20 protein-coding genes are annotated in these 20874 nt (G+C 42.3%); 7 read left to right on the top strand and 13 right to left on the bottom strand.

All coding sequences use genetic code 11. The features are described 5' to 3' along the window. Nucleotides 1–19 precede the first annotated feature (19 nt). A complete protein-coding gene (locus AC1XUD_RS06810) occupies nucleotides 20–325 on the top strand; it encodes a hypothetical protein (protein ID WP_483360221.1) in 306 nt (101 codons plus the stop codon). A gap of 54 nt (nucleotides 326–379) precedes the next feature. Here AC1XUD_RS06810 and AC1XUD_RS06805 read toward each other — a convergent pair whose 3' ends face one another. From AC1XUD_RS06805 to AC1XUD_RS06795, 3 genes are all read right to left on the bottom strand, one after another. Next, complete coding sequence (locus tag AC1XUD_RS06805) at nucleotides 380–943, bottom strand: cupin domain-containing protein (protein WP_483360220.1); 564 nt, start codon at nucleotides 941–943, stop codon at nucleotides 380–382. A 317-nt stretch (nucleotides 944–1260) separates the two neighbouring features. After that, nucleotides 1261–2082, bottom strand: a complete 822-nt coding sequence (locus tag AC1XUD_RS06800) for an AraC family transcriptional regulator (protein WP_483360219.1) — start codon at nucleotides 2080–2082, stop codon at nucleotides 1261–1263. A gap of 242 nt (nucleotides 2083–2324) precedes the next feature. Then, nucleotides 2325–3344, bottom strand: coding sequence for an SDR family NAD(P)-dependent oxidoreductase (locus tag AC1XUD_RS06795; protein ID WP_483360218.1), 1020 nt, complete (start codon nucleotides 3342–3344; stop codon nucleotides 2325–2327). Nucleotides 3345–3597: 253 nt separating this feature from the next. On the opposite strand from AC1XUD_RS06795, the gene AC1XUD_RS06790 reads away from it, so the two are divergent. Further along, nucleotides 3598–4434 carry a GNAT family N-acetyltransferase gene (locus AC1XUD_RS06790; RefSeq protein ID WP_483360217.1) on the top strand — a complete coding sequence of 279 codons (837 nt, stop codon included), beginning with the start codon at nucleotides 3598–3600 and terminating at the stop codon, nucleotides 4432–4434. A 113-nt stretch (nucleotides 4435–4547) separates the two neighbouring features. On the opposite strand, the gene AC1XUD_RS06785 is transcribed toward AC1XUD_RS06790, so the two are convergent. Next, nucleotides 4548–6173, bottom strand: coding sequence for a carboxylesterase/lipase family protein (locus tag AC1XUD_RS06785; RefSeq protein WP_483360216.1), 1626 nt, complete (start codon nucleotides 6171–6173; stop codon nucleotides 4548–4550). Nucleotides 6174–6344: 171 nt separating this feature from the next. Between AC1XUD_RS06785 and AC1XUD_RS06780 the strand changes: the two genes are divergently transcribed. Continuing rightward, nucleotides 6345–7010: a class I SAM-dependent methyltransferase gene (locus tag AC1XUD_RS06780; protein WP_483360215.1), complete on the top strand. Its 666-nt coding sequence runs from the start codon at nucleotides 6345–6347 to the stop codon at nucleotides 7008–7010. Between the two features lie 57 nt (nucleotides 7011–7067). On the opposite strand, the gene AC1XUD_RS06775 is transcribed toward AC1XUD_RS06780, so the two are convergent. Then, nucleotides 7068–7352 carry a hypothetical protein gene (locus AC1XUD_RS06775; RefSeq protein WP_483360214.1) on the bottom strand — a complete coding sequence of 95 codons (285 nt, stop codon included), beginning with the start codon at nucleotides 7350–7352 and terminating at the stop codon, nucleotides 7068–7070. 190 nt (nucleotides 7353–7542) lie between these two features. On the opposite strand from AC1XUD_RS06775, the gene AC1XUD_RS06770 reads away from it, so the two are divergent. After that, nucleotides 7543–7938, top strand: coding sequence for a DUF2958 domain-containing protein (locus tag AC1XUD_RS06770; RefSeq protein WP_483360213.1), 396 nt, complete (start codon nucleotides 7543–7545; stop codon nucleotides 7936–7938). A gap of 98 nt (nucleotides 7939–8036) precedes the next feature. On the opposite strand, the gene AC1XUD_RS06765 is transcribed toward AC1XUD_RS06770, so the two are convergent. The 3 genes from AC1XUD_RS06765 to AC1XUD_RS06755 all read right to left on the bottom strand — a co-directional run bounded on the left by AC1XUD_RS06765 (nucleotide 8037) and on the right by AC1XUD_RS06755 (nucleotide 10158). Beyond that, entirely contained in the window at nucleotides 8037–8960 is a 924-nt protein-coding gene (locus AC1XUD_RS06765; protein ID WP_483360212.1) for a S1C family serine protease, read from the bottom strand. A gap of 252 nt (nucleotides 8961–9212) precedes the next feature. Beyond that, on the bottom strand, nucleotides 9213–9644 hold the full coding sequence (locus AC1XUD_RS06760; RefSeq protein WP_483360211.1) for an SRPBCC family protein: 432 nt from the start codon (nucleotides 9642–9644) through the stop codon (nucleotides 9213–9215). A 28-nt stretch (nucleotides 9645–9672) separates the two neighbouring features. Next, on the bottom strand, nucleotides 9673–10158 hold the full coding sequence (locus AC1XUD_RS06755; RefSeq protein WP_483360210.1) for a TlpA family protein disulfide reductase: 486 nt from the start codon (nucleotides 10156–10158) through the stop codon (nucleotides 9673–9675). A gap of 205 nt (nucleotides 10159–10363) precedes the next feature. On the opposite strand from AC1XUD_RS06755, the gene AC1XUD_RS06750 reads away from it, so the two are divergent. The 3 genes from AC1XUD_RS06750 to AC1XUD_RS06740 all read left to right on the top strand — a co-directional run bounded on the left by AC1XUD_RS06750 (nucleotide 10364) and on the right by AC1XUD_RS06740 (nucleotide 13833). Next, nucleotides 10364–10741, top strand: coding sequence for a hypothetical protein (locus AC1XUD_RS06750; RefSeq protein WP_483360209.1), 378 nt, complete (start codon nucleotides 10364–10366; stop codon nucleotides 10739–10741). A 125-nt stretch (nucleotides 10742–10866) separates the two neighbouring features. Next, nucleotides 10867–12399 (top strand): ArnT family glycosyltransferase, encoded by a 1533-nt coding sequence (locus tag AC1XUD_RS06745; RefSeq protein ID WP_483360208.1) that lies wholly within the window; start codon nucleotides 10867–10869, stop codon nucleotides 12397–12399. A gap of 159 nt (nucleotides 12400–12558) precedes the next feature. After that, nucleotides 12559–13833, top strand: coding sequence for an NAD(P)/FAD-dependent oxidoreductase (locus AC1XUD_RS06740; RefSeq protein WP_483360207.1), 1275 nt, complete (start codon nucleotides 12559–12561; stop codon nucleotides 13831–13833). Nucleotide 13834: 1 nt separating this feature from the next. Here AC1XUD_RS06740 and AC1XUD_RS06735 read toward each other — a convergent pair whose 3' ends face one another. The 5 genes from AC1XUD_RS06735 to AC1XUD_RS06715 are packed head-to-tail and all read right to left on the bottom strand — an operon-like array spanning nucleotide 13835 to nucleotide 20820. Further along, complete coding sequence (locus AC1XUD_RS06735) at nucleotides 13835–14413, bottom strand: chemotaxis protein CheB (protein WP_483360206.1); 579 nt, start codon at nucleotides 14411–14413, stop codon at nucleotides 13835–13837. Then, nucleotides 14395–15204 carry a CheR family methyltransferase gene (locus AC1XUD_RS06730; RefSeq protein WP_483360205.1) on the bottom strand — a complete coding sequence of 270 codons (810 nt, stop codon included), beginning with the start codon at nucleotides 15202–15204 and terminating at the stop codon, nucleotides 14395–14397. Before AC1XUD_RS06730 ends, AC1XUD_RS06735 begins: the two co-directional genes overlap by 19 nt. 8 nt (nucleotides 15205–15212) lie before the next feature. Continuing rightward, the gene (locus AC1XUD_RS06725; RefSeq protein ID WP_483360204.1) at nucleotides 15213–15578 is read right to left on the bottom strand and encodes a response regulator; all 366 of its coding nucleotides are present in this window, start codon (nucleotides 15576–15578) and stop codon (nucleotides 15213–15215) included. Between the two features lie 58 nt (nucleotides 15579–15636). Further along, nucleotides 15637–19227 (bottom strand): response regulator, encoded by a 3591-nt coding sequence (locus tag AC1XUD_RS06720; RefSeq protein WP_483360203.1) that lies wholly within the window; start codon nucleotides 19225–19227, stop codon nucleotides 15637–15639. A 24-nt stretch (nucleotides 19228–19251) separates the two neighbouring features. After that, nucleotides 19252–20820, bottom strand: coding sequence for a sensor histidine kinase (locus AC1XUD_RS06715; RefSeq protein ID WP_483360202.1), 1569 nt, complete (start codon nucleotides 20818–20820; stop codon nucleotides 19252–19254). Nucleotides 20821–20874 lie beyond the last annotated feature (54 nt).

The following is a 20874-nucleotide window of genomic DNA, read 5'->3' as shown; positions in this document are numbered from 1 at the left end:
TCCTTAACTAACTCATAAAATGGACCAACATCAGGCTCACTACGACACAGTTTCAAACGCAATCAACAAATTGCGCAGCCAAGGCTTTACCATCGATTTCAAACTAGATGGCGATTTTATCAATAGTGGAGAAGATCAGATTAATTGCAATGATTTTACAATAGTCGACACTTATCGTTACGAAGGGAACACCGATCCATCGGACGAGGCTGTTGTATATGCGATCGAAGCTATTAGCGGCAAAAAGGGAATTTTGGTAACAGGATATGGTATTTCAGCAGACAGCTTTTCGACGAAAATGCTGGAGAAGTTGAGGTTTAGCTAGTGGTAACTTACAAGGATGTTTTAGTCGTGCTAGCCCCATATCGAATATGCATTGTCAACCCGCTTTCAACGGCGGTCCGACTACCTTCATTTCATGATCAGCAAAAGCCTTAGCTATTTCTTCCTTTGAAGGAGGCGAAGTCCATTTGTCTGTAACCGCGAAAAAATCCTCCATTTTGCCGGCAGGGAGATATGAAACCGTCATTTTTCCTTTTTCAGTGAGTTGAACGAAGGCATGCTGAACGTTTCTCGGAAGAAAAATGGTATCGCCGGGTTTCATTGAATATTTTTCTTCTCCTACCTGAAATAGGTACTCCCCCTCAACCACATAAAACCATTCATCCTGATATAAATGAATATGTAAAGGCGGCCCACCGTTTGGTGTTAAACCCGTTTGCTCAAAAACGGCGACCTTATTTTCAATATCCTTACCGGATATTTTGATATCCAATATATTAGAAGTAACACCTTTCATTTTATAATGCACACCAAACCGTGCTTCCCCGGAAGCAACTCTAAAGCCGTTGTCCTTTTTGAAGTTCAGTATCGATTTGATTTTGGCAAAAGCAGATATCGGGACCACTGCCAATATGGCCAATATAAAATTGCTCCGTCTCATGTGTTTTTAGTTAAATGTTAACTGGATATTCAAATACATATTTTTGGATCTGTGGCTTTTATCCGTAAAAATTTAATGAAGGCCAGGGAGTGGACACTTTCTGACTATCTCTAAGTTAGGAAGAATTGCAGTATATGTAAGGTATTGATAACCAGAATGATGCAAGTAGTTATTATACGGTAATCTACTACGGCATAAGTCGTTAAGGTACATTAACTTTGGTTTAATTATATAAAAAGAGCGCCAGCATTGTTTCAAAACGAGGCCGTTCTTCTCTATTTTAGATTCGAGTCGTTGTATTATACTTTCGACATTAATTAGCGGCCGTCGTGTTGTCCTATTAAAGCAGTTGGCGAGTACCCAAAGTGTTTTTTAAAAGCATACGAGAAATGAGACAGATTCTCAAAACCCACCTCATAGCAGACATGGATTGGTTTTCTATTCTTTTCAATAAAATGATAGTGAGCTAATTCCAGTCGTTTCCGCGTTAGCCACCTTTGCGGTGTGGTATTGAATGCCTTATTAAAATCTCTTTTAAAAGTGGTCAAACTTCTTCCGGTCAGGTATCCAAACTTTTCCAAGGGCATGTTGAACATAAAGTTCTTTTCCATATAGGTTACCAAATCGATTTTTCCTGGTTCTTCAAAGTTTGCCAAAATCGCATCTATTTGTTTATCAATGGTACGGAGAATGGTGATTGCTTCAGTGATTTTCAAATTGGCAATTTGCTCCGGAAGTTCGTTGATTTCGAAATAAGGGATTAGCGAAGAAAGACAGCTTTCAAGCAAAGGATGACTACCAAAGATCTGAATCTTGTGGGATGGAGGAAGTTGAGCCTTAATATTCAGATCCGCGTAGAAATCTCTTAACCTCTCCGTCGACAAATGCATTACCACTGTTTTGTGAGGCTGTCCGTTTTTTGGATAATTGATAATAGTGGCTAGTTGATTTCTGGGGATCAAAAAAATGTCACCTTTCCCAAACACATAAGTGGCCTCGGCTTGTACAATTTTCGTCTCGCCCGAAATAAACCATATCAACATATGGTGATCGAACATGATATCCGATTTGAAAAACTTATCCTCATAGGAGGAGAGTTTAATATCCTCAGTTATATATTTTGCCTTATATTCCATCATGTCCAGATGATTTTTTCGAACCTGCTCTGGCTTTTTTCAAGCGGGAGACTATGAAGGTAAAAATAGAAAGTGTGATCATGATGTTCGTTTTTGATTATTTAATTTTTGACAAATAAACGGTTCTGTTCCTTTCTTCTGATAAGTACATCAATACTCTCGGAGTTGCCGTGTTTGAAGACGGCAACTATTTGGAAGTCAATGCGATTAGTTAGAGATGAATTCCTTCGAACTCAAATGGATGACTAATTCAAAAGAAATTCAATACCAGTCATTTCCTCACTTAAAGCCCATAATCGCTTTGCACTTTCTTCATCAAGAGAATATTGTTGAACGCCGCGAATGGTAGAAGGTTCTTCAAATCGGTGTTCTATATTTCCCAGATCCAATTCCGCGATATCTCCGTTTTCGCAATATACGCCGCCCAGGTTGTTTAAAAGTGGACTGGTCGCGCACCAAACAGTTGTGGCAGCACCTTCTGGGATGGTTTTTAGTAAAGCCGCCACTTCGGGTTTGAGGTTCCCGTCCGCATCATGGGTGCCCATCTGTTTAAATAATTCGATGGGTTCCTCTCTCGCCAGATCGGTGCCATACACGTTTCCCGGATGCAGAGAAAAAGCTCTTACATTGAATGGTTTGGCACGATTGTCTAATTCGACAGCAAATAAATTGCAGGCGGTTTTTGATTGACCATAACCTTTGAGAGTATGGTATTCTCGGTGAAGAAAATTAGGGTCTTCGAAATTGAATGGCGCCATTTGATGCCCAAAGGAAGAAACGTTGATCACCCTGGCACCGTTAGCTTTTTTAAGCGCTGGCCATAATCTTGCTACAAGTTGAAACTGACCCAGGTGATTGGTCGCGAGCTGTGACTCGAAACCGCGATGGTCGCGCCGCAATGGGACCCACATGATACCCGCATTATTGATAAGTAAATGCAGCGGTCTGCCTGACGCCAAAAACTTTTCTGTAAATGTGTCAATTGATATCGGATCGATTAGGTCTAATGTTTCCACTTCAATATTTGGAACACCCTGCAAATTTTGGTTTGCTTTGTTAATATCCCGTGCCGGCACAATGACTGTCGCTCCGGCAGCAGCCAATACCTTGGATGTTTCGAGACCTATTCCCGTATTGCCTCCTGTGACTATTGCGACTTTTCCCGTTAGGTCGATGCCCTTAATTACTTCATTTGCGGTTGACGAGGCGTTAAATCCAGAACCTAATGGTCTTTGTAAAGCGCCTTGATAATTGTTTTGTCCCATTTTTTTGTTGTTTTCGTTAAGACAAAATTATATCATGCCTATTCCATGGACTTTGTTTAAACGACCAAATATGCTTTGTTTAAAAGGCCGATACGTTCTGAATGAAAATAGTTATGGAACAATGGCTAAAATCAAACCTTTACATTTAAATTTCTATCCGAATGGCCTTTTCGTAACTCTTGTCGAGCTAATGAAAGATAGCAGACGCGCTTAATTATAAATGGTATATACCTAAAAGACACTAGTGACCGTTATGACCGGAAACAAAAATGCAGCTCTCGTCCCCATGTTTTCAACCGCAATTCCAGTGTTAGCCGTTAGAGATGTATCGGAGACTATTGCTTTTTGGACTGATACATTGGGTTTTCCGGACAGCTGGTCATGGGGAGAGCCTGTTGTTCACGGGGGAGTCAGCTGGCATGGGGCCTCTCTTCAATTTACGTATAAACCTGAATTAGCTGCTTTATCAAAAGGTAATGCCGTTTTTATACGAGTGCGGAATGTGGATGTGTTATATCAACAGCATATTGAGAAGCAGGTAAAAATTATATATCCTCTTGAAAATCAGGATTATGGTATGGCCCAATATACCATCCTGGATAACAATGGCTACTATATCCATTTTGCCGCTCAGATATCAGATCGCGAAAACCAGGGTGAACAATTTTCTGACACTATTCGAATTCGGGAACGTATTCCGACAATCGAAGATTATAAAAGCTTGATGAATTCAGTAGGGTGGGATGCTCACGTTCCTGATGAAATTCTTCAGCTACATTTCCTGACCGCAGTTTATGCACTAGTCGCCGAAGATTCGGTAAGCGGCGAGATCATTGGATGCGCATTTTTGCTGGGCGATCATGTAGGTTTTTATTATGTGAAAGATGTAATAGTGAAGCCCATCTGGCAGGGCAGACGCATCGGTACGCAATTGATGCAGAGGCTGATGAGTTGGTTAGAGGTCAACGCGCGGGACTATTCAACGGTAGGACTTTTCACTGGTGATCATCTTGCGCCGTTTTACGCCCAGTTTGGTTTTATTCAGGCGAATGGCATGTATCGGCAGATTGTCCGAAGAAATAACGAATAAATTTTGAAAAGATGCGCGCTAATTCTCGACAATTAAAATAAATAAAGAGCCTTATCAAACAAAAAGCGGTCTCCTTGGGATAGGAAACCGCTCTGGATCAAAGTTTCTAATTACTAATTTCCTGCAAGCTCATCCAAAAGTAAATACCGGTCGCGATGCTTTTCGGTTATCTGCTCAGTTTTCACGTCGATATGCATAACGGTGGCTGGCTCACCTTTTTTAATGGGCGACCAGGCAGGCAGCCCTTTTCCGTTAGGATTACCTGTTTTAATAAAGTTTGCGAAGAAATCTTGCATCACCACTGAAACCTTATAATCTTCCGGGGTCCAGGCAAAGGCCTTATTGCTAGAAAGGTTTCCCATCGCATATTCGATTTCCGCAGAGTGAACTGCTCCTTTTGGAATTGGTTTTGGTGCTGCTGATGCATCTTTTTTGACAATCCCGCCAGCTAAACCAGATTCAGAACCAGCCATTTCCGCCGTCATTGGCGGGCGCGGGTGGCTGTACATATATCTGTAAACGGGATGTCCACCACCAGTATGTGCTTGTATGTCAGACCATTTCCACGTGCTATATCCAATAAACCGATCGCTCGCCAGATCCGTTGCGGCCTGAACTATTTCACTTTCTGTGTTAGCCGCATATACCTTTTCAATTTTCCCAGCATTCTCGCCATATAGCCGTTGGATCGCTTTGCTATAGCTTTCTTTTGTCGGGCTTTCTTTACCCAGCGTTCCGGCGGCTCCTGATTCTTCCGAGTTCCAGCCTACTAACAACGGCACATGTGCCTGCTCGCCAGCCACATAAAGTTCCAGCGGTGATTTCGGGAAGAAATACCCGTCAACAGTGGGAGAGAAGCGGGCGAATTTTGGGTTAGCCGTCGCTTCGAGTACTTGCTCAGCGGAAAGTGCGCGGAGTTCGGTAAGAGAGTTTTTTCCCAAAAAGGCTGCAAATTCAACTCCATGCTTTTCAACCTGAGCCAGTGGTGCTGTTGGCAAAGTTCCAAGCAATGAGCCGCTTTCACCAATAGCACCAGCGATCAGATTTTTCGATAACGGTGATACCATTTGTGCACTCACCGAAACAGATCCCGCCGATTCTCCGGCAATAGTCACTTTCTTGGGATCTCCGCCAAATGCAGCAATGTTTTGCTGAACCCATTTCAGAGCAGCACTTTGGTCCAGATATCCGTAATTGCCTGAACCTTTATAAGCAGTTTCCTTTGACAATTCGGGATGTGCTAAAAAGCCGAACACACCCAAACGATAGTTGACCGTAACAGTCACAATGCCTTTTGTGGCCATATTCTCACCATCATACCGGGGTTCAGATCCATCGCCTGCCATAAACCCGCCTCCGTAGAAATAGACCAGAACCGGCAACTTTGCATTGGATGATTTTGCCGGAGTCCATACATTCAGATATAAACAATCTTCACTCACGCCATCCGATCGGAAATTCATATCGCCGAAAATAGGTCGTTGCATAGCACGCGGGCCGAATTTTTTGGCCTGCCGGACTCCTTCCCAGTTCTTAACCGGTTGAGGTTCTTTCCAACGTAGATCACCGACAGGAGGTTGACCAAATGGAAGGCCCTTAAATGCGTGAATTCCACTTTTTTCTTTGATACCCTCTACGGTACCGTTCATGGTTTTAACTTGCGGGCCAGGGGAGTTTGTTTGCGAAGAAGCAGTGAAAGCAACCATTGATAACGCGCAAAATGCAAGTAGTCTTTTCATTAGCATAGTTTGTAGATTTGTGAAATCGGAATATTCGTATCCAGATCGTTTGTCAAAGTAGTAAATTTTGCGAAACTACTACTCAACTTCATCTCTTTGAGCCTTTGTGGCAAACATCAATTCCTCTGAAATAGCTTTAATATGCTTTCTGTCATAAACTGAAAATTAGTCATGAATTTATCAGAAGAAGATTTAAAAAATCTGGCCTCCCAATTAAGCAAACCTCAGGGCGAGATGGGTGTTAAGGTAGGCCAGAATATGGAAATCAGTAACGCAAATATGACTGCTCAGGCGATCTTAGCTTTGCAAATTACTGATCATGAACAAGTTCTGGAGATCGGCCCTGGTAATGGGCAGCAGGTGCAATCCATATTGGCGGGTCGGGTCGGTGTGAAATATACCGGAGTCGATATCTCGGAGTTGATGATAAACGAGGCGACGGCGATCAATGAAGCATATATAAAGTCAGGAAAGGCAACTTTCAATTTGACCGACGGACGCACGTTTGCGTTTCAAGACCAATCGTTTGATAAAATTCTGACTGTTAATACAGTCTATTTTTGGGAGAATCCAATAGCATACGCTAAGGAAATATACCGCTGTCTTAAGGCTGGAGGGAGTTTCGCACTTACTTTTGCGGAAAAGTCATTTATGGAAAAGCTTCCGTTTACCAAATTCGGCTTTACACTTTACGACCAGGAGTCAGCAGCAAACCTTTTGATGAAAGCCGGGTTTGAAATTGATTCGATATTGCCATTTAATGAAACGATCAAAGGCAATATGGGAGAATTTGTTGATCGGGATTTTGTCGTATTGATAGCCGTGAGAAAGGAATAAAGTGGTACAGGACAATTTTAACCAAATGGCTATCAGTCCTGTACAATTAGCGGGTGTTTAGTTTGGACAAGGCTCAGCCAAAAAGTCATCAAGAGCTTGCTTGGCCGCTCCTGTATAGTATGTTGCGCAACTTTTGTAAAAATCATTGACTGCACTTTTATATGCTTCACAATTGACTTTGGTTGGGTTGGTTCCGTAAGTTTGCGCTGCTGTGGATACTTTCTCAGCGTTATTTCCACAGTTAACAGCGTTTGGAGTCGCTGAATTATCGCTGCAATTGGTGAACAGAAATAGTGCGGTACAGATGCTTAACAGGCTGACGGATTTGATTTGAGTTTTCATAGCTATTTGTTTTTTACCAAAAATACTAGTGCCAATGCGTGTGGAAAAGAGTAAAAGTACGTATCTGATTTAACGGTATCAGGTTGTATTATAGAGGCTTATATTACAATCACGTTATTTGAAACAATCATGCCATCGAAGCATGTTGGGTTTTGATAGGTAATTCTATATGATCAATTACCTTTGTATTATGTCAAAGTTGATTCCTGAAAATCTTAAAGAAATCATGGTTCACAACGCTCTGGAGGTACAGAATGGCCTCGGAAAGGACCATGAGCCTGTTGTAAAATTGCATTCGAAGTACGGAAAAGCGATCTGGTTGCTGTCGGAACTGGATCCGGCCAATGGCATCGCTTTTGGACTCTGTGATTTGGGACAAGGTAAACCCGAGCTAAGCTATGTGTCTCTTCCAGACTTGGAAAGTATTAAACATGCCAAATTAAAGGTGCCTATGGTGGAGATGGACCGCGATTTTATTGGAAATTTTCCAATGAGTGTGTATCTCGAAGCTGCAAGAATATCCGGCCGTGTTACAGAGGATAGTAACCACCTGGTTGCTGCCGAAATTCGGCTTGGATTGGCATAAGTTTCGTGTTTAAACGCAGCGTTTTCAGGAGTTTTTGCGCAAAGTTCGCTGAACTTTTGTTCACTTAACTCTGCGCAAGACTCTTTTATATCTGCGTTTTATTTTTTCCCGGCGGGCACCACGATAAAATTCAACAGTTCGGTATGGCGAATAACGGATATATCAGTGACTGTCAGGATATCCTTGTTGGCCAGTGCTTTAAATAACTCATTGGAATTGCTGACAGCCTTTTTGTTAAAGGAAACGATGATATCTCCTTCCAGTAATTGTGACCGGGATGCAGGTGAATTGGGTTCAATACGGGTAATGAATATGCCCTTGTGATTTTTGAGCTGATGGTGTTGACGAATCCTCTCATTCAGCGCAATATCCTGCAGCTGAATCCCCAGATATGCTCTGAAAACTTTCCCGTTTTGAATGAGCTGTCGAGCGATTTCCTTCGCAGTATTAATGTCTACTGAAAAACTTAGTCCCTGAGCGCCCTGAATCACCGCGGTATTTACGCCAATTACCTCTCCGTCCGTATTGATCATCGGTCCACCAGAATTTCCCGGATTTAGCGCTGCATCTGTTTGAATTACATTATCGACCAATCGTCCCGACTGCGTTTCCAAGGTTCTTCCGAGCGCACTTACAACGCCTGTCGTAACCGTATGCTGGTATCCATATGGGTTTCCGATCGCCACCACGAACTGCCCGATTTGCAGCTGGCTGGCATCACCCAAGGTAGCTACAGAATATCCCTGCGTATATATTTTAAGCACGGCAATATCGGTGTCCGCGTCTTTTCCGATCAGAGTTGCTTCTATCTCATTTTCGTTCAAAAGACTTACCATGATTTTCTCGGCCCCTTCCACCACATGAGCGTTGGTGAATATGAATCCGTCGGACGAAAATATAAAACCAGAGCCTGCGCCCGCAGGTTTCAGCTTATTATTTACGGTTTTATATACATCTATTTTGACCACCGCATTTTTGATTTTCTCCACTGCGGTCACGATCATTGTTGAAAAGGTATCCATAAGTATTTCGTTTCCAGCAGTGTGATCAAAAATATACCAAATGGTATATCTTGTCAAAATGGCAGAATTAAAATGAAGATCAATGACGAAAAGTCAAGCTCAGTTCGATTCCTCACTACTAGAAAGTGTCATGCGAAGTACAAAAAAGTAAAAAACAGCAACACCCAAAGGTGGACCGTACGACCTTTGCGTTTTGTTCTTTGACATATATTGCATTGCATGAAATTTACGGTGAGCGCAGACTGAAAACTATTAAGGCTTTTCCACAAATTCTCTCAACATCTTCCCCGTTATCATAGTCCATCCTTTTACAAAATTCGCTTTTGCAAAATTGGGATTGTCTGCGGGAAATGTTTCCAGCCCTTCGTGCGTCAACAGAAGTTTTGTCTGGTTGTCTTCTTTTGGAGAAAGTTGAAATGTGACTTTCGATTCGCCCGGATAACCGTCATATTTCCAGGTATATGCAAGTTTTTCATATGGGACAACCTCCGTTACTTCACAGAGGTGTTTGAACACAATACTCTCATTTCCACCATTGAACGAAAATTTAAAACCCACCATAGGCTCAAACGACTCGATATCAAAATACCATTGCTTCATATCCCTGTTGTCAGTGATCGCTTTCCAAACATGCTGGACAGAAGCGTTGTATGATTGCTCGATAATGATGGGTGAATTTTCCACGGCAGTCGACAGGGGTTTTGATAAGCTGTCAGATCTTTTTCAAAGCGTCAAAAATGATTTTATGATTCTCTTCGCCTTCGAAAGTCTTATTCAGATTTCCGTTTTTGTCATAAATAGCGATATATGGAAAAGACGCAATCTTGTAAAACGGCGGCACGATATAAGGCTTGCGCTCGGTTCCTACCTTTATATTGGCAAATTGTTGTAATCTGTATCTCTGGACAAATTGTTTCAATACATTTTCTTCCAGAAAAGAAATCATAACCACTTGTTTGTTGGCAATCACTGAATAGTTTTTTACCAAATCTTCGGTAAGCTTTTGGCAATGTTCACATTCAGGAGAAAAGTAGATCAGCACCACGGGCCCTTTTGCCAGTTGTGTGTATGAATATGGCTGGCCGTTGGTCAGAAATATCTTGAAAGGGGCAATCGTTGACGTTTTTGTGGTAGTTTGGGCAAATGTTAATCGAGAAAAGAGAAGAAAAAAGGCCACAAATGCTATTCGGATATTCATTTTGGGTTGAGTTATAGTATGTTCGCAATTTAAGAATCTTTTCAATTTTTGTCAGACAAAAGCATTTATAACCTTTTCCTGCACGCGCTATGATATAACGCAAGTCAGTTAATCCTGAAATATCACCGCTTATGTATAAAACAGGTAGTACGCCACCTTGCTACTGTACATTGCATAGTACTTGGTAACACAATCTATTATGGTCATGATAAAATTTAAAATCTTTCAGGCGGCAATTTACATAATCGTTATTGCGGTCATTTTTTCGTCCTGTTCTAATCACGATATTAGAATAGAAGTTAAAGACACCGACGAAACCTACAGTTTCTACGCGGATTATGATGCGAAGAAAACTGCGGACGTGTATCAATATCTGAACAAAGCGCTTGCCCCGCAAAAGCTATTCGATGGTTCTCATGGTCACATCGAAGCAGCGGTTACGTTGGCCGATCGCACCCAGATTGAACTGGAGGCGGATCGGGGGCGTTTAGAAATTTCGATGGATAAGGATAAAAATTCGCCTGCGTCATATCACCATATGAAAACCATATATGAGGATCTAAAGGAGCTAATGGCGGATTAGTCACAATAACAGCATAGCCACCAAATGTCGAAAGAGTCAAGAACACAAAGGTTCAAATTCTCTGAATCTTAGTGCCTTCGTGGCGAACATCAAACTAAACAAAATCAATTTAACATTCTGAATCGATGGCAAAAAGAAGTATTATTCTCATTTCTTTTATCGTCGTGAAATTCATTTTACAGTATGTATTAATCAGTTCTGAATATGATTTGCAACGCGATGAATTTCTGCATCTCGACCAGGCAAAGCATTTGGCGTGGGGGTATTTGTCGGTTCCGCCCGTTACATCCTGGATATCGTATGTGATATATCTATTAGGAAAGTCCGTTTTCTGGATAAAGTTTTTTCCGGCGCTATTTGGAGTTTTGACATTGGTGGTTGTATGGAAAACCATCGAAGAATTAGGCGGGAATTTGTGGGCTCTTATTTTGGGAGCAACCTGTATTTTGCTTTCTGTTATTCTCAGGCTGAATATTCTTTATCAACCAAATTCACTCGATGTCTTGTGCTGGACGGCTTTTTATTTTTTCCTGGTTAAATATTTTAATACAAAAAATAACAAATGGATCTTTATATCCGCGGTTGTTTTTGCTTTCGGTTTTCTTAATAAATATAATATTCTATTCTTATTGATTGGGCTGTTTCCGGCTATTTTACTTACCGATCAAAGAGAAATATTTCTGAAAAAAAAGCTATATCTCGCCATCTTGTTAGCCCTTTTTATTGTGCTTCCAAATTTGATATGGCAGTATAACAACCATTTTCCCGTCGTTCATCACATGAAATTACTGGCAGATACACAGCTTGTTAATGTAGATAGGCTGGACTTTTTCAAAGGTCAGTTATTGTTCTTCAGTGGGTCATTGGTCGTGATCGGAGCAGGTATGTATGCGTTATTGTTTTATCGGCTATTCAGAAAATTCCGTTTTCTATTTTGGGCTATGATATTTACGCTGGCTGTTTTTTGTTATTTCAGGGCTAAAGACTATTACGCCATCGGACTTTATCCGATCTATATTGCGTTTGGTTCTGTTTATCTGGAATATATTTTAAAGCACGGATGGAAAAGAAAATTAAGGCTGGCCATTATCACAATTCCTATTTTGTTTTTTATTCCAATGTATCAGGTTGTGTTTCCAAATAAAAGTCCGCAATACATTATTCAACATCCGGAAGCTTACAAAAAATTAGGCTTATTACGTTGGGAGGATGGGAAAGAACATGCGCTTCCTCAGGATTTCGCGGATATGCTGGGTTGGAGAGAATTAGCTGAAAAAGTGGATAAAGTTTGCGAGACTTTGCCGGATTTGGAACACACGCTCATATTATGTGACAACTACGGGCAGGCAGGAGCTATTAATTACTATACAAAAAATACAAAAGTAATCGCCAGTTCATTTAATGCGGACTACATCAACTGGATTTTGCTGGATAATGATATTCGCGATGTGATTTTGGTAAAAGAAATGGGTGATGAGGATAAAAATAGAAACGAGGAAATTCCATTGTTTGATAAAGTATATTTAGCGGATAAAAGAATAAATCCATATGCACGGGAGCAGGAAATTTCGATATATGTTTTGAGAGGAGCAAAGGTGGATATCAGAAAGCGTATACGCGAAGAGCGGGCTGAGGAGATGAGCAGGTGGCGTTTGTAGTTTTGAGAAATTCATCAAAGAAGCGTCTGTGATACCGGGACTTGGTGTCATTGAAAGAGAATATACTCTATGAGAACCATTTTGAGCATGATTTTTGTGAGAAGGAAATGAGTATCTTACCGTTTCAAATTTTTAAGTTCTCACACTTAAGTTGGTTAAATGAAAATAGTAATTATAGGAGGAGGGTTCGCTGGGGTTAATCTGGCCCTGAAGCTTTCCAAAAATCGTCATTTTGAAATAGAGCTCATCGATAAGAACAACTATAACTTTTTTCCGCCGCTTATATATCAGGTTGCAACCGGCTTTCTGGAGCCAGCGAGTATAAGCTATCCTTTCCGTAAACTTTTCAACAAAAGACCCAACGTCCAGTACAGGATGGGTGAGTTGCTGGAAATAGTTCCTGCCGAAAATAAGGTTGTTCTTTCAAACGGAGAGGTACCGTACGATGTCCTCATTATGGCTACAGGTGCGCAGACCAGTTATTTCGGAATGGAAAATGTGAAGCGTAACTCAATAGCGATGAAGACGCTGGACGATGCGATTGAGATGCGGAATAAATTGCTGTTACAGATGGAAAAGGCGAGTGTCTCGACTGATCCTGATGAAATCCGGAAACGTCTTACAGTCGTCATCGCTGGCGGCGGACCGACGGGAGTGGAGCTTTCAGGAATTTTTGCTGAGATGCGAAATGGCATTTTGCGTAAAGAATATCCGGAACTGATCGGCAAGGGAAGCGAAATATATATTGTCGATGGGGGAGATGCATTGCTTTCGCCCATGAGCCTGCAATCGCAGACGGATACTTATGAAGATTTGAAAAAGCTGGGAGTTAATATATGGCTAAAAAGTCGCGTAGCTGATTATGTGGACGATAAAGTGGTGTTGTCAGACGGCAGGACCATCGAAACTAAAACATTGATATGGGCCGCCGGAGTAACTGCTATCAAATTCCCAGGTTTACCTGACGAAAGTTATGGGCGGGCCAATCGGATGGTGGTGAATGAATTCAACAAGGTTGTAGGGACGGACAATATATATGCCATTGGTGATACCTGCCTGATGCTTTCTGATGTGGACTTTCCTTTTGGGCATCCGCAAGTGGCGCAGGTCGCGATTCAGCAAGGTAAGACGTTGGCGCACAACCTGAAAGAATGGTATGAAGGCCGTGCCCAAAAAGCTTTCAAATATGATGACCGAGGTTCGATGGCCATCATTGGTAAAAAGAAAGCGGTTGTAGATTTACCTAAGCCAAAGATTCATTTCAATGGATTGATCGCTTGGCTGGCCTGGCTTTTTATACATCTTGTTTCTCTGATCACCTATAGGAACAGGATGAGAACGCTTTACAACTGGATGGTTGCATACTTTACAAATGACCAGTCGTTACGGATGATCATCAAACCTACAGCGAAGACGGTAGAGAAAGTGACTTGATTTAGAGATTGTTAAGGAATCTGACGAGTTGCCCAACGTCAAGCATATGGTCAATATCTTCGGTGGCCAGAGCGTGATTTGGCATCATCGGCATTTGGGCACTCCGGGGGTCTTGCACAACAGCGAGGCCCCCATGTTTTTTGATGGCATGCAATCCCTCAGTACCATCTTCATTGGCACCAGACAAAAGAATTCCTGTCAGATTTTTGCCGAAAATGAGTGCAGTAGACTCAAAAGTGACATCAAGACTTGGCCTGCTGAAATTGATTTTTTCAGAATAATCGAGCGAAAACACAAACTCCTTTTCAACTAATAAGTGATATCCGGCAGGTGCCAGATAAATGGTGTTGGTCATAATGGGCTCTTTATCTTCCACTTCGATCAGGCTTACTGCTGATTTTGATGCCAGCAATTCTGCCAGGGTAGAGTCTATGTTGTTCATTCTGTGGAGCACGATGATAATGGTATAGTGAAGGTCGGGCTGTAGCTGGGGCAACAGTTCAAACAAAACAGCCAGACTGCCGGCCGATCCTCCCATAACAACCACCCGCGAGTATTTTGTTACACCATTTTTCTCCATATTTTTTCCCGTTCTACCTGTTTGTAATTCTTCTGAATCGCTGAGAATTTGAGCGTTTCCTTAGTGCCTAAGGCAAGGTAACCTAATGAAGAAAGGCTTTCATCGAATAAAGTTAGTACCCGATCCTGCAGATCTTTGTTGAAGTAGATCATTACATTACGACAAAGAATCAAGTCAAATTCATTAAATGAGCTGTCTGAAACCAGATTATGAGTGGATATGATGATCTTTTCAAGAATATCCTCGTTGAATTTAGCTTGTCCGTAATTGGCAGTATAATAGGAAGAAAAGTCGTGACGCCCGCCGGCGGCAATATATCCCTCTGAATTTTGCTTCATCAGATTCAGCGGGATAATTCCCTTTCTGACTTTTTCCAAAACTCGCGGATTGATATCCGTGGCGTAAATCAGTGATTTTTTCAACAAGCCGGCCTCTTTCAACAATATAGCCATGGAAAAAACTTCCTCACCGGTTGAACACCCGCCGTGCCATATTCTAATGAATGGCTTTGGGCCCAAAACCGGAAGTATATGCTTTCGCAAACTCAAATAAAAATGCGGATCGCGAAACATCTCAGTCACGTTCACCGTAAGTTCTTCCACAAACCGGCGATAATATACAGGGTCGTTGCAGACCATATGCCGTAGTTCGGCAAAGCTGGGAAACTTGTCGATTGTCATCAGCCGAACGATCCGCCTGCGGATAGAAGCCCTGGAATAACTTAAGAAATCATAGCCAAATAGTCTAAACACATCATCCAAAATCATGTCAATTTCTTCTTCCTCAATCATGGAGTGGTTTATATTTTTGACAGAAGATCCAGTAATTGGTCTACGTCAATTGGTTTTGATACGTAAAAATCAGCACCAGCTTCCAGGCATTTTTCCCGGTCGCCGACCATTGCCTGGGCCGTGACCGCAAAAATTGGCGTCGTTTCTCTTCCGGCAATTTCTTTTATTTTTGGAATTGCCTCGTAACCATCCATCTCCGGCATCATCATGTCGATCAGGATAGCATCAATATCTTCTTCTGTTTGCAATAACGCCAATGCTTCCAACGCCCCCGACTTTGACACACAATTATAAGATCTAGCTTTAAGTGTAGCCTTGAGCGCGAATATATTCCTGGCGTCGTCATCCACTATAAGTATTTTCTTCTTCAACATTGGTAATATCTGCTTTTTTTAGAGGGGGAGAACCAAGTTTTAATAATGAATTGTTTTTCTATCTTTCATAAAGCCAAACTCGCAACAAGGACACCAGCTGATCCACGTCTACAGGCTTCGTAATATAGTCTGAAGCCCCTGCGTTGATGCATTTCTCCCTATCGCCCGTCATGGCCTTCGCAGTAACTGCAATCACAGGCAGCTCTCTCCATTTTATGTTCGCCCGAATCTGCCTTGCCGTTTCGTAGCCGTCCATTTGTGGCATCATCATATCAAGCAGCACTACATCGATACCAGGGTTTTCTTCCAGCTTTTGCATCGCCTCTTTACCATCCAGTGCGGTGATGACGTTCATCTTATAGTTTTCCAAAGACTTCGTCAGCGAGAATATGTTGCGGACGTCGTCGTCAGCGATCAGCACCGTTTTATTATTCAATATTTCCGCAAAGCCGATTAAAGACTGATATTTTGGACGAATATTTTCAGACTTCTTATTTTCTTCGACTAAATGCAAAAATAACGAGACCTCGTCCAGCATTCGCTGGTATGAGTGAGCCGTTTTGAGGATAATCGAATCCGCATATTGTTTGATCCTGTATTCCTCGTTTATTGAAAGACTTTTTCCTGTGAATATAATGATTGGAATATGCTCAAAGTCAGGATTTTTCTTCACTTCCTCCAAAGTTTCATATGCCTTTTGATCCGGGATGCCCATATCGAGGATTACGCAGTCTACTTCGTTCCCTTGCAGGGCATCCAGACCTTCAGCTATATTGTTTTTCAAATCCGAATTAATATTGAAGGTTTCCAGAAACGAAGCTAATGCTTGTGCATGTTTCGGATTATCTTCCACAATCAAAACCTTCTTGGATTTCCGGCTGACAACATATTCGATTTTTTTGAAAATGTCGGTCAGCCTGTCAAGCGCCATCGGTTTGTCAATGAAATCGACCGCGCCTTTCAGTAAACTCTCCGTCTTCATTTTATACGAAGACATCACATGGACGGGGATATGGCGGGTGCGAACATTATTTTTTAGCCTGTCCATAACATCCCAGCCACTTAGTATGGGAAGCTGAAGGTCCAGAAGGATACCCGTTGGAGTGTATTCCTGGGCAAGTTGTAAACCTTCGTCGCCCCGCACGGCAACAATACCTTTATATCCTTTCTTGCGAGTATATTCTAAAAGTGATTTTGCAAAAAGCGTGTCGTCCTCCACTATCAGAATCGTCTTGTCATCATGGAGGATATTGTTTCTGTCATCCGGAATGTTTTCGGGAATCGTTGTGCTGATATACTTGCTTTTTTGCGCCGGATCTGCTACTTCAATCGGGCTGTTTGGCGAAGCCACCACTTCATATGGCTGGTATGTCTCAGTCGGTTTTCCGATTGGAAGGAAAACTGTGAACTCACTGCCAATATTCAAATCACTATGCAGTTCGATCTCACCGCCCAGTAATTTGACAAGTTCGCGGCTTATCGAAAGCCCTAAACCAGTGCCACCGTATTTTCTCTTTGTCGATCCATCTGCCTGCTGAAATGCTTCAAAAATCAGGCTCTTCTTTTCTGGGGCAATTCCGATACCCGTGTCTCGTACCAAGATGTCCAGCAATTTGGAGTCCTTCGCATTTCTCGTGATGATCAGACTCACAGAACCTTTTGAAGTAAATTTAACGGCGTTAGAAATGAGATTTTTGAGAATCTGTTCCAAGCGCATCCTGTCGGTTTCGATTGAGTCAGGTACATTTTTGGCGATATCTATCACAAAATCAATACCTTTTTCTTTCGCCAAAGGCTTGAAAAGGGAACTCAGATCCGCGGTCAGTTCTTTGATATGAACGTTGGAATAATCTAAATCCATTTTACCAGCCTCGATTTTAGAAAGGTCTAAAATTTCGTCAATCAAAGCCAGAAGGCCATTTCCTGACGAGTTGATTACAGCCGCATATTCAACCTGATCCGTACTCAGATTCTCTTCGTTGTTTTCCTTTAAAAGACGGCTTAGAAGCAAAATGGAATTAAGTGGAGTCCGCAATTCATGCGACATATTAGCCAAAAACTCCGATTTGTATCGGGTCGATATTTCAAGTTCTTTTGCTTTATTAAGAATCTCAACATTACGCTCCTCAAGCAACGAGCTGCGTTCTTCCAGCTCCTCATTGGTTTGTTGCAATTCTTCCTGCTGTACCCTCAGTTCTTCCTCCGATGCCTGTAGTTTTTGTGATTGTATTTCCAGCTCTTCATTCAGGTTTTCGAGCTCATTGTGTTGTGCCTGAAGTTCTTCGGCTTGCGCCTGCGTTTCTTCGAGGAAGTTTTGAAGTTTGGAGTAATCCAGAGCCGCGTTAATCGCAATCGCGATTGACTCACGGTTATCTTTCAGATAATCCAATTCTCGTTCACCGGGCTGTTTCAAAAATCCTATTTCCAAAACACCAATACATTCAAATGCATACACCAACGGGATGATCACAACAGTCTGCGGCTGGGAAGTGCCGAGGCTGGACATCAGGGGAAGGTACCCATTGGGAAGATTATCAACTACCATCACATCCTTTTGCGCAACGGCCTGGCCTATCAGCCCTTCTCCTCGCCGGATGTGTGCAGGTGCGTTTTCTGTTGCAAAAGTGGAGCACAGTTTGTAGTCGTAGGAGTTGTCGATGATATAAAACGTGCCGATAGGCGCGTGCAGATAGGATGTAAGGCTTGCGAGGATATTGCTGGTAAGCTTTTCCATGATACGTTCTCCCCGCATAGCATCTGCAATCCGGATGCTTCCGGTTTGCAACCAGTTTTTTCGGTCCAGGTCGTTGAAGTTCTTTTCCAGCGCTGCCGTCATCAGATTGAGCGCGCTGGATATTCTGCCCAGTTCATCGTCCAGCGTATCGCTGCTTCGGATATCATATTTTCCTGCGGCGATTTGCCGCGTAACCCCCTCAATATGGTTAATACGCCTTTTGGTCTGTTCGTACAGTAGTTCCGCCTCGTGCTCCTTTTTGAGTCTGCTCTCGATGTCGCCTTTGATCCTGAAAAATGCGAAAACGGTGATGATGATGGACACTAAGGCTGCGAAAACGAGAAAGAAGGGCGTGTATGTAATATAGGTTTGCTGTTCTGCAGACCTCATCTCGAATATTTTTGCCTCTTCAGATTTTATCTCGTTTACCATCATGCGGAGATCATCCATTATTTTTTTACCCCGTCTCATTTCCCGAACCATCGTCTCTGAATCGAGTTTCTTTTCGGGGTGTCTTTTCAGAAGATCAATTATCCGTTGCATCTGGGCAAAGCGAGCCTCATACCGCTCCTTCATGGGTATGAGGTTCTTTTGCTGGATGGGATTATCAATGGTCAGTGAGAGAAGTCTGTTATAAATCTCAGTTGTTCTGGAATAGGCATTGCCGTATGGTTCAAGAAATACAGGATCCTGTGTCAGGAGATAGCCACGTTGGCCGGTTTCGGCGTCCTTGAGTGCGGATATAATATTTTCGGCTTGAATGAGTACTTCATTGGTATGATTGACCAGTTCCGAATTTTTAATAAGCTGGCGCGTGCTGTATATCGAGCCAACAAGGCTGACGAGCAGTAAGGCAGTGGACAGCGAGAAAACGATTTTGAGCTGGCTGACTATATTCTGCGATGTTTTTTTCATTACGAAAGACTTCTTAACGTTGATTTAAGTAGTTTGTTTTAAAGGAAGCACCAGTACAAAACTTGCTCCATTATTCTCACTGCTACGCGCCGAGATCAGGCCATTATGTTTGTCGATTATTTTTTTCGCGATGGCCAGCCCTATGCCTGTGCCTTCGTAGGAGGTCCGGTTGTTGAGCCGTTGGAAAATGATGAATATCCGGTCAAGAAATTTTTCGTCGAAGCCAATTCCATTATCGGAGACCGTTAGCCTGACATAATGCCCTTCCGGATCCTTCGGACTGTTGAAGTCTTTATCGCCAATGCACTCCGCACTGACGTGAATCTGCGGTATAACGCCCTCCTGGGTGAATTTCAAAGCGTTGCTGATCAGATTTTGAAATAGCTGTCTGATCTGAGATGGAATCGTATCCAAAAGAGGAATTTTCTCAATGGTCACCAGCGCCCTTTTCTCGGCTATTACTTCCTGAAAATCGCTCAAGATATCGTTTAGTATATCATTTAAATCGGTTTCCATAAAATCTGCAGAAACCGAAAGTCGTGAATATTCCAACAGGTCGCTGATTAGATTTGTCATTCTGGCCGACGCGCTTATTGACCTGTCCAGATAGGATAAAGCCTCCGGGTTGTCGGCCAGAAACTTGTCCTTGATCATATTGTTAAATGTCTGAACCTTCCTTAACGGCTCTTTGAGATCGTGAGAAACTACCCAGGTAAACTGCTGAAGTTCATGATTGGTGCTCTCCAGCTCCATATTTTTTCGGATTAGCTCGCGGGTACGGACAGCCACTTTGTTTTCCAAAAGTTCATTTACCATTTTTTGCTGATGAATATCCGAATAGGTGCCCACCCAACGAACAATTTTATCATTCTGGCGAATGGGCAGGATTTTGAGAAGAAAATGCCGGTATTGAAATTCCGTCATATCCCAAAGCCTTACTTCGGAGGTAAATTCGCTGCCCTGATCGAATTTTTCTTTCCATCTCTCACAGATTTTGTCTTCCGGATGAGAGCTGGGGAATGTCAATATGTCCTTTGAATAGTTGAACCAGTGTTGATTAACGTATTCAACATGACCGTCGGGGTTGATTGTAAAGGATATCTGAGGAAGTGACTCCATAACAGATTGCAGATCCAAAATGCGCTCCTGGAGATCGATCTGCGCTCTTTTTCTGATTTCGATTTCTTGCTCAAGCTTTTCCTGAGATTCTTTCAGGGCTTGTTTTTGCTCAAAAAGCTTGGAAAACGTCTTCACTTTCAGGAGAAGTATATCTGTATCAACCGGCTTAGTCAGGTAGTCGATGCCGCCGGTTTCATATCCTTTCGTAATGAACTTTTTCTCAGTGTTGACAGCCGACAAAAAAATGATTGGTATATCTCTAGCTTTGCTGTAGCCAGACATGGCCTCGGCCACCTCAAAACCATCCATATCAGGCATCTGAACATCCAGAATAATTACAGAGTAACTATTCTGCAGAATTTTTCTGAGTGCTTCCTCACCCGATTCAGCACTATCTGTCCTAAAATTATGAAGTTCAAGAATTTTACGTAGAGGTATTATATTTTCCGGCCTGTCGTCAACTAAAAGAATCATACATATGAGTTACCATCACCAATGGAATAAATGAAAAGGTTTAGAAAATTGATC

The sequence above is a fragment of the Dyadobacter sp. HNCC25DJ184 genome, assembly GCF_056895215.1.
The sequence above is the reverse complement of the archived record's forward strand: the minus strand, read 5'-3'. Positions and strand labels throughout refer to the sequence as shown.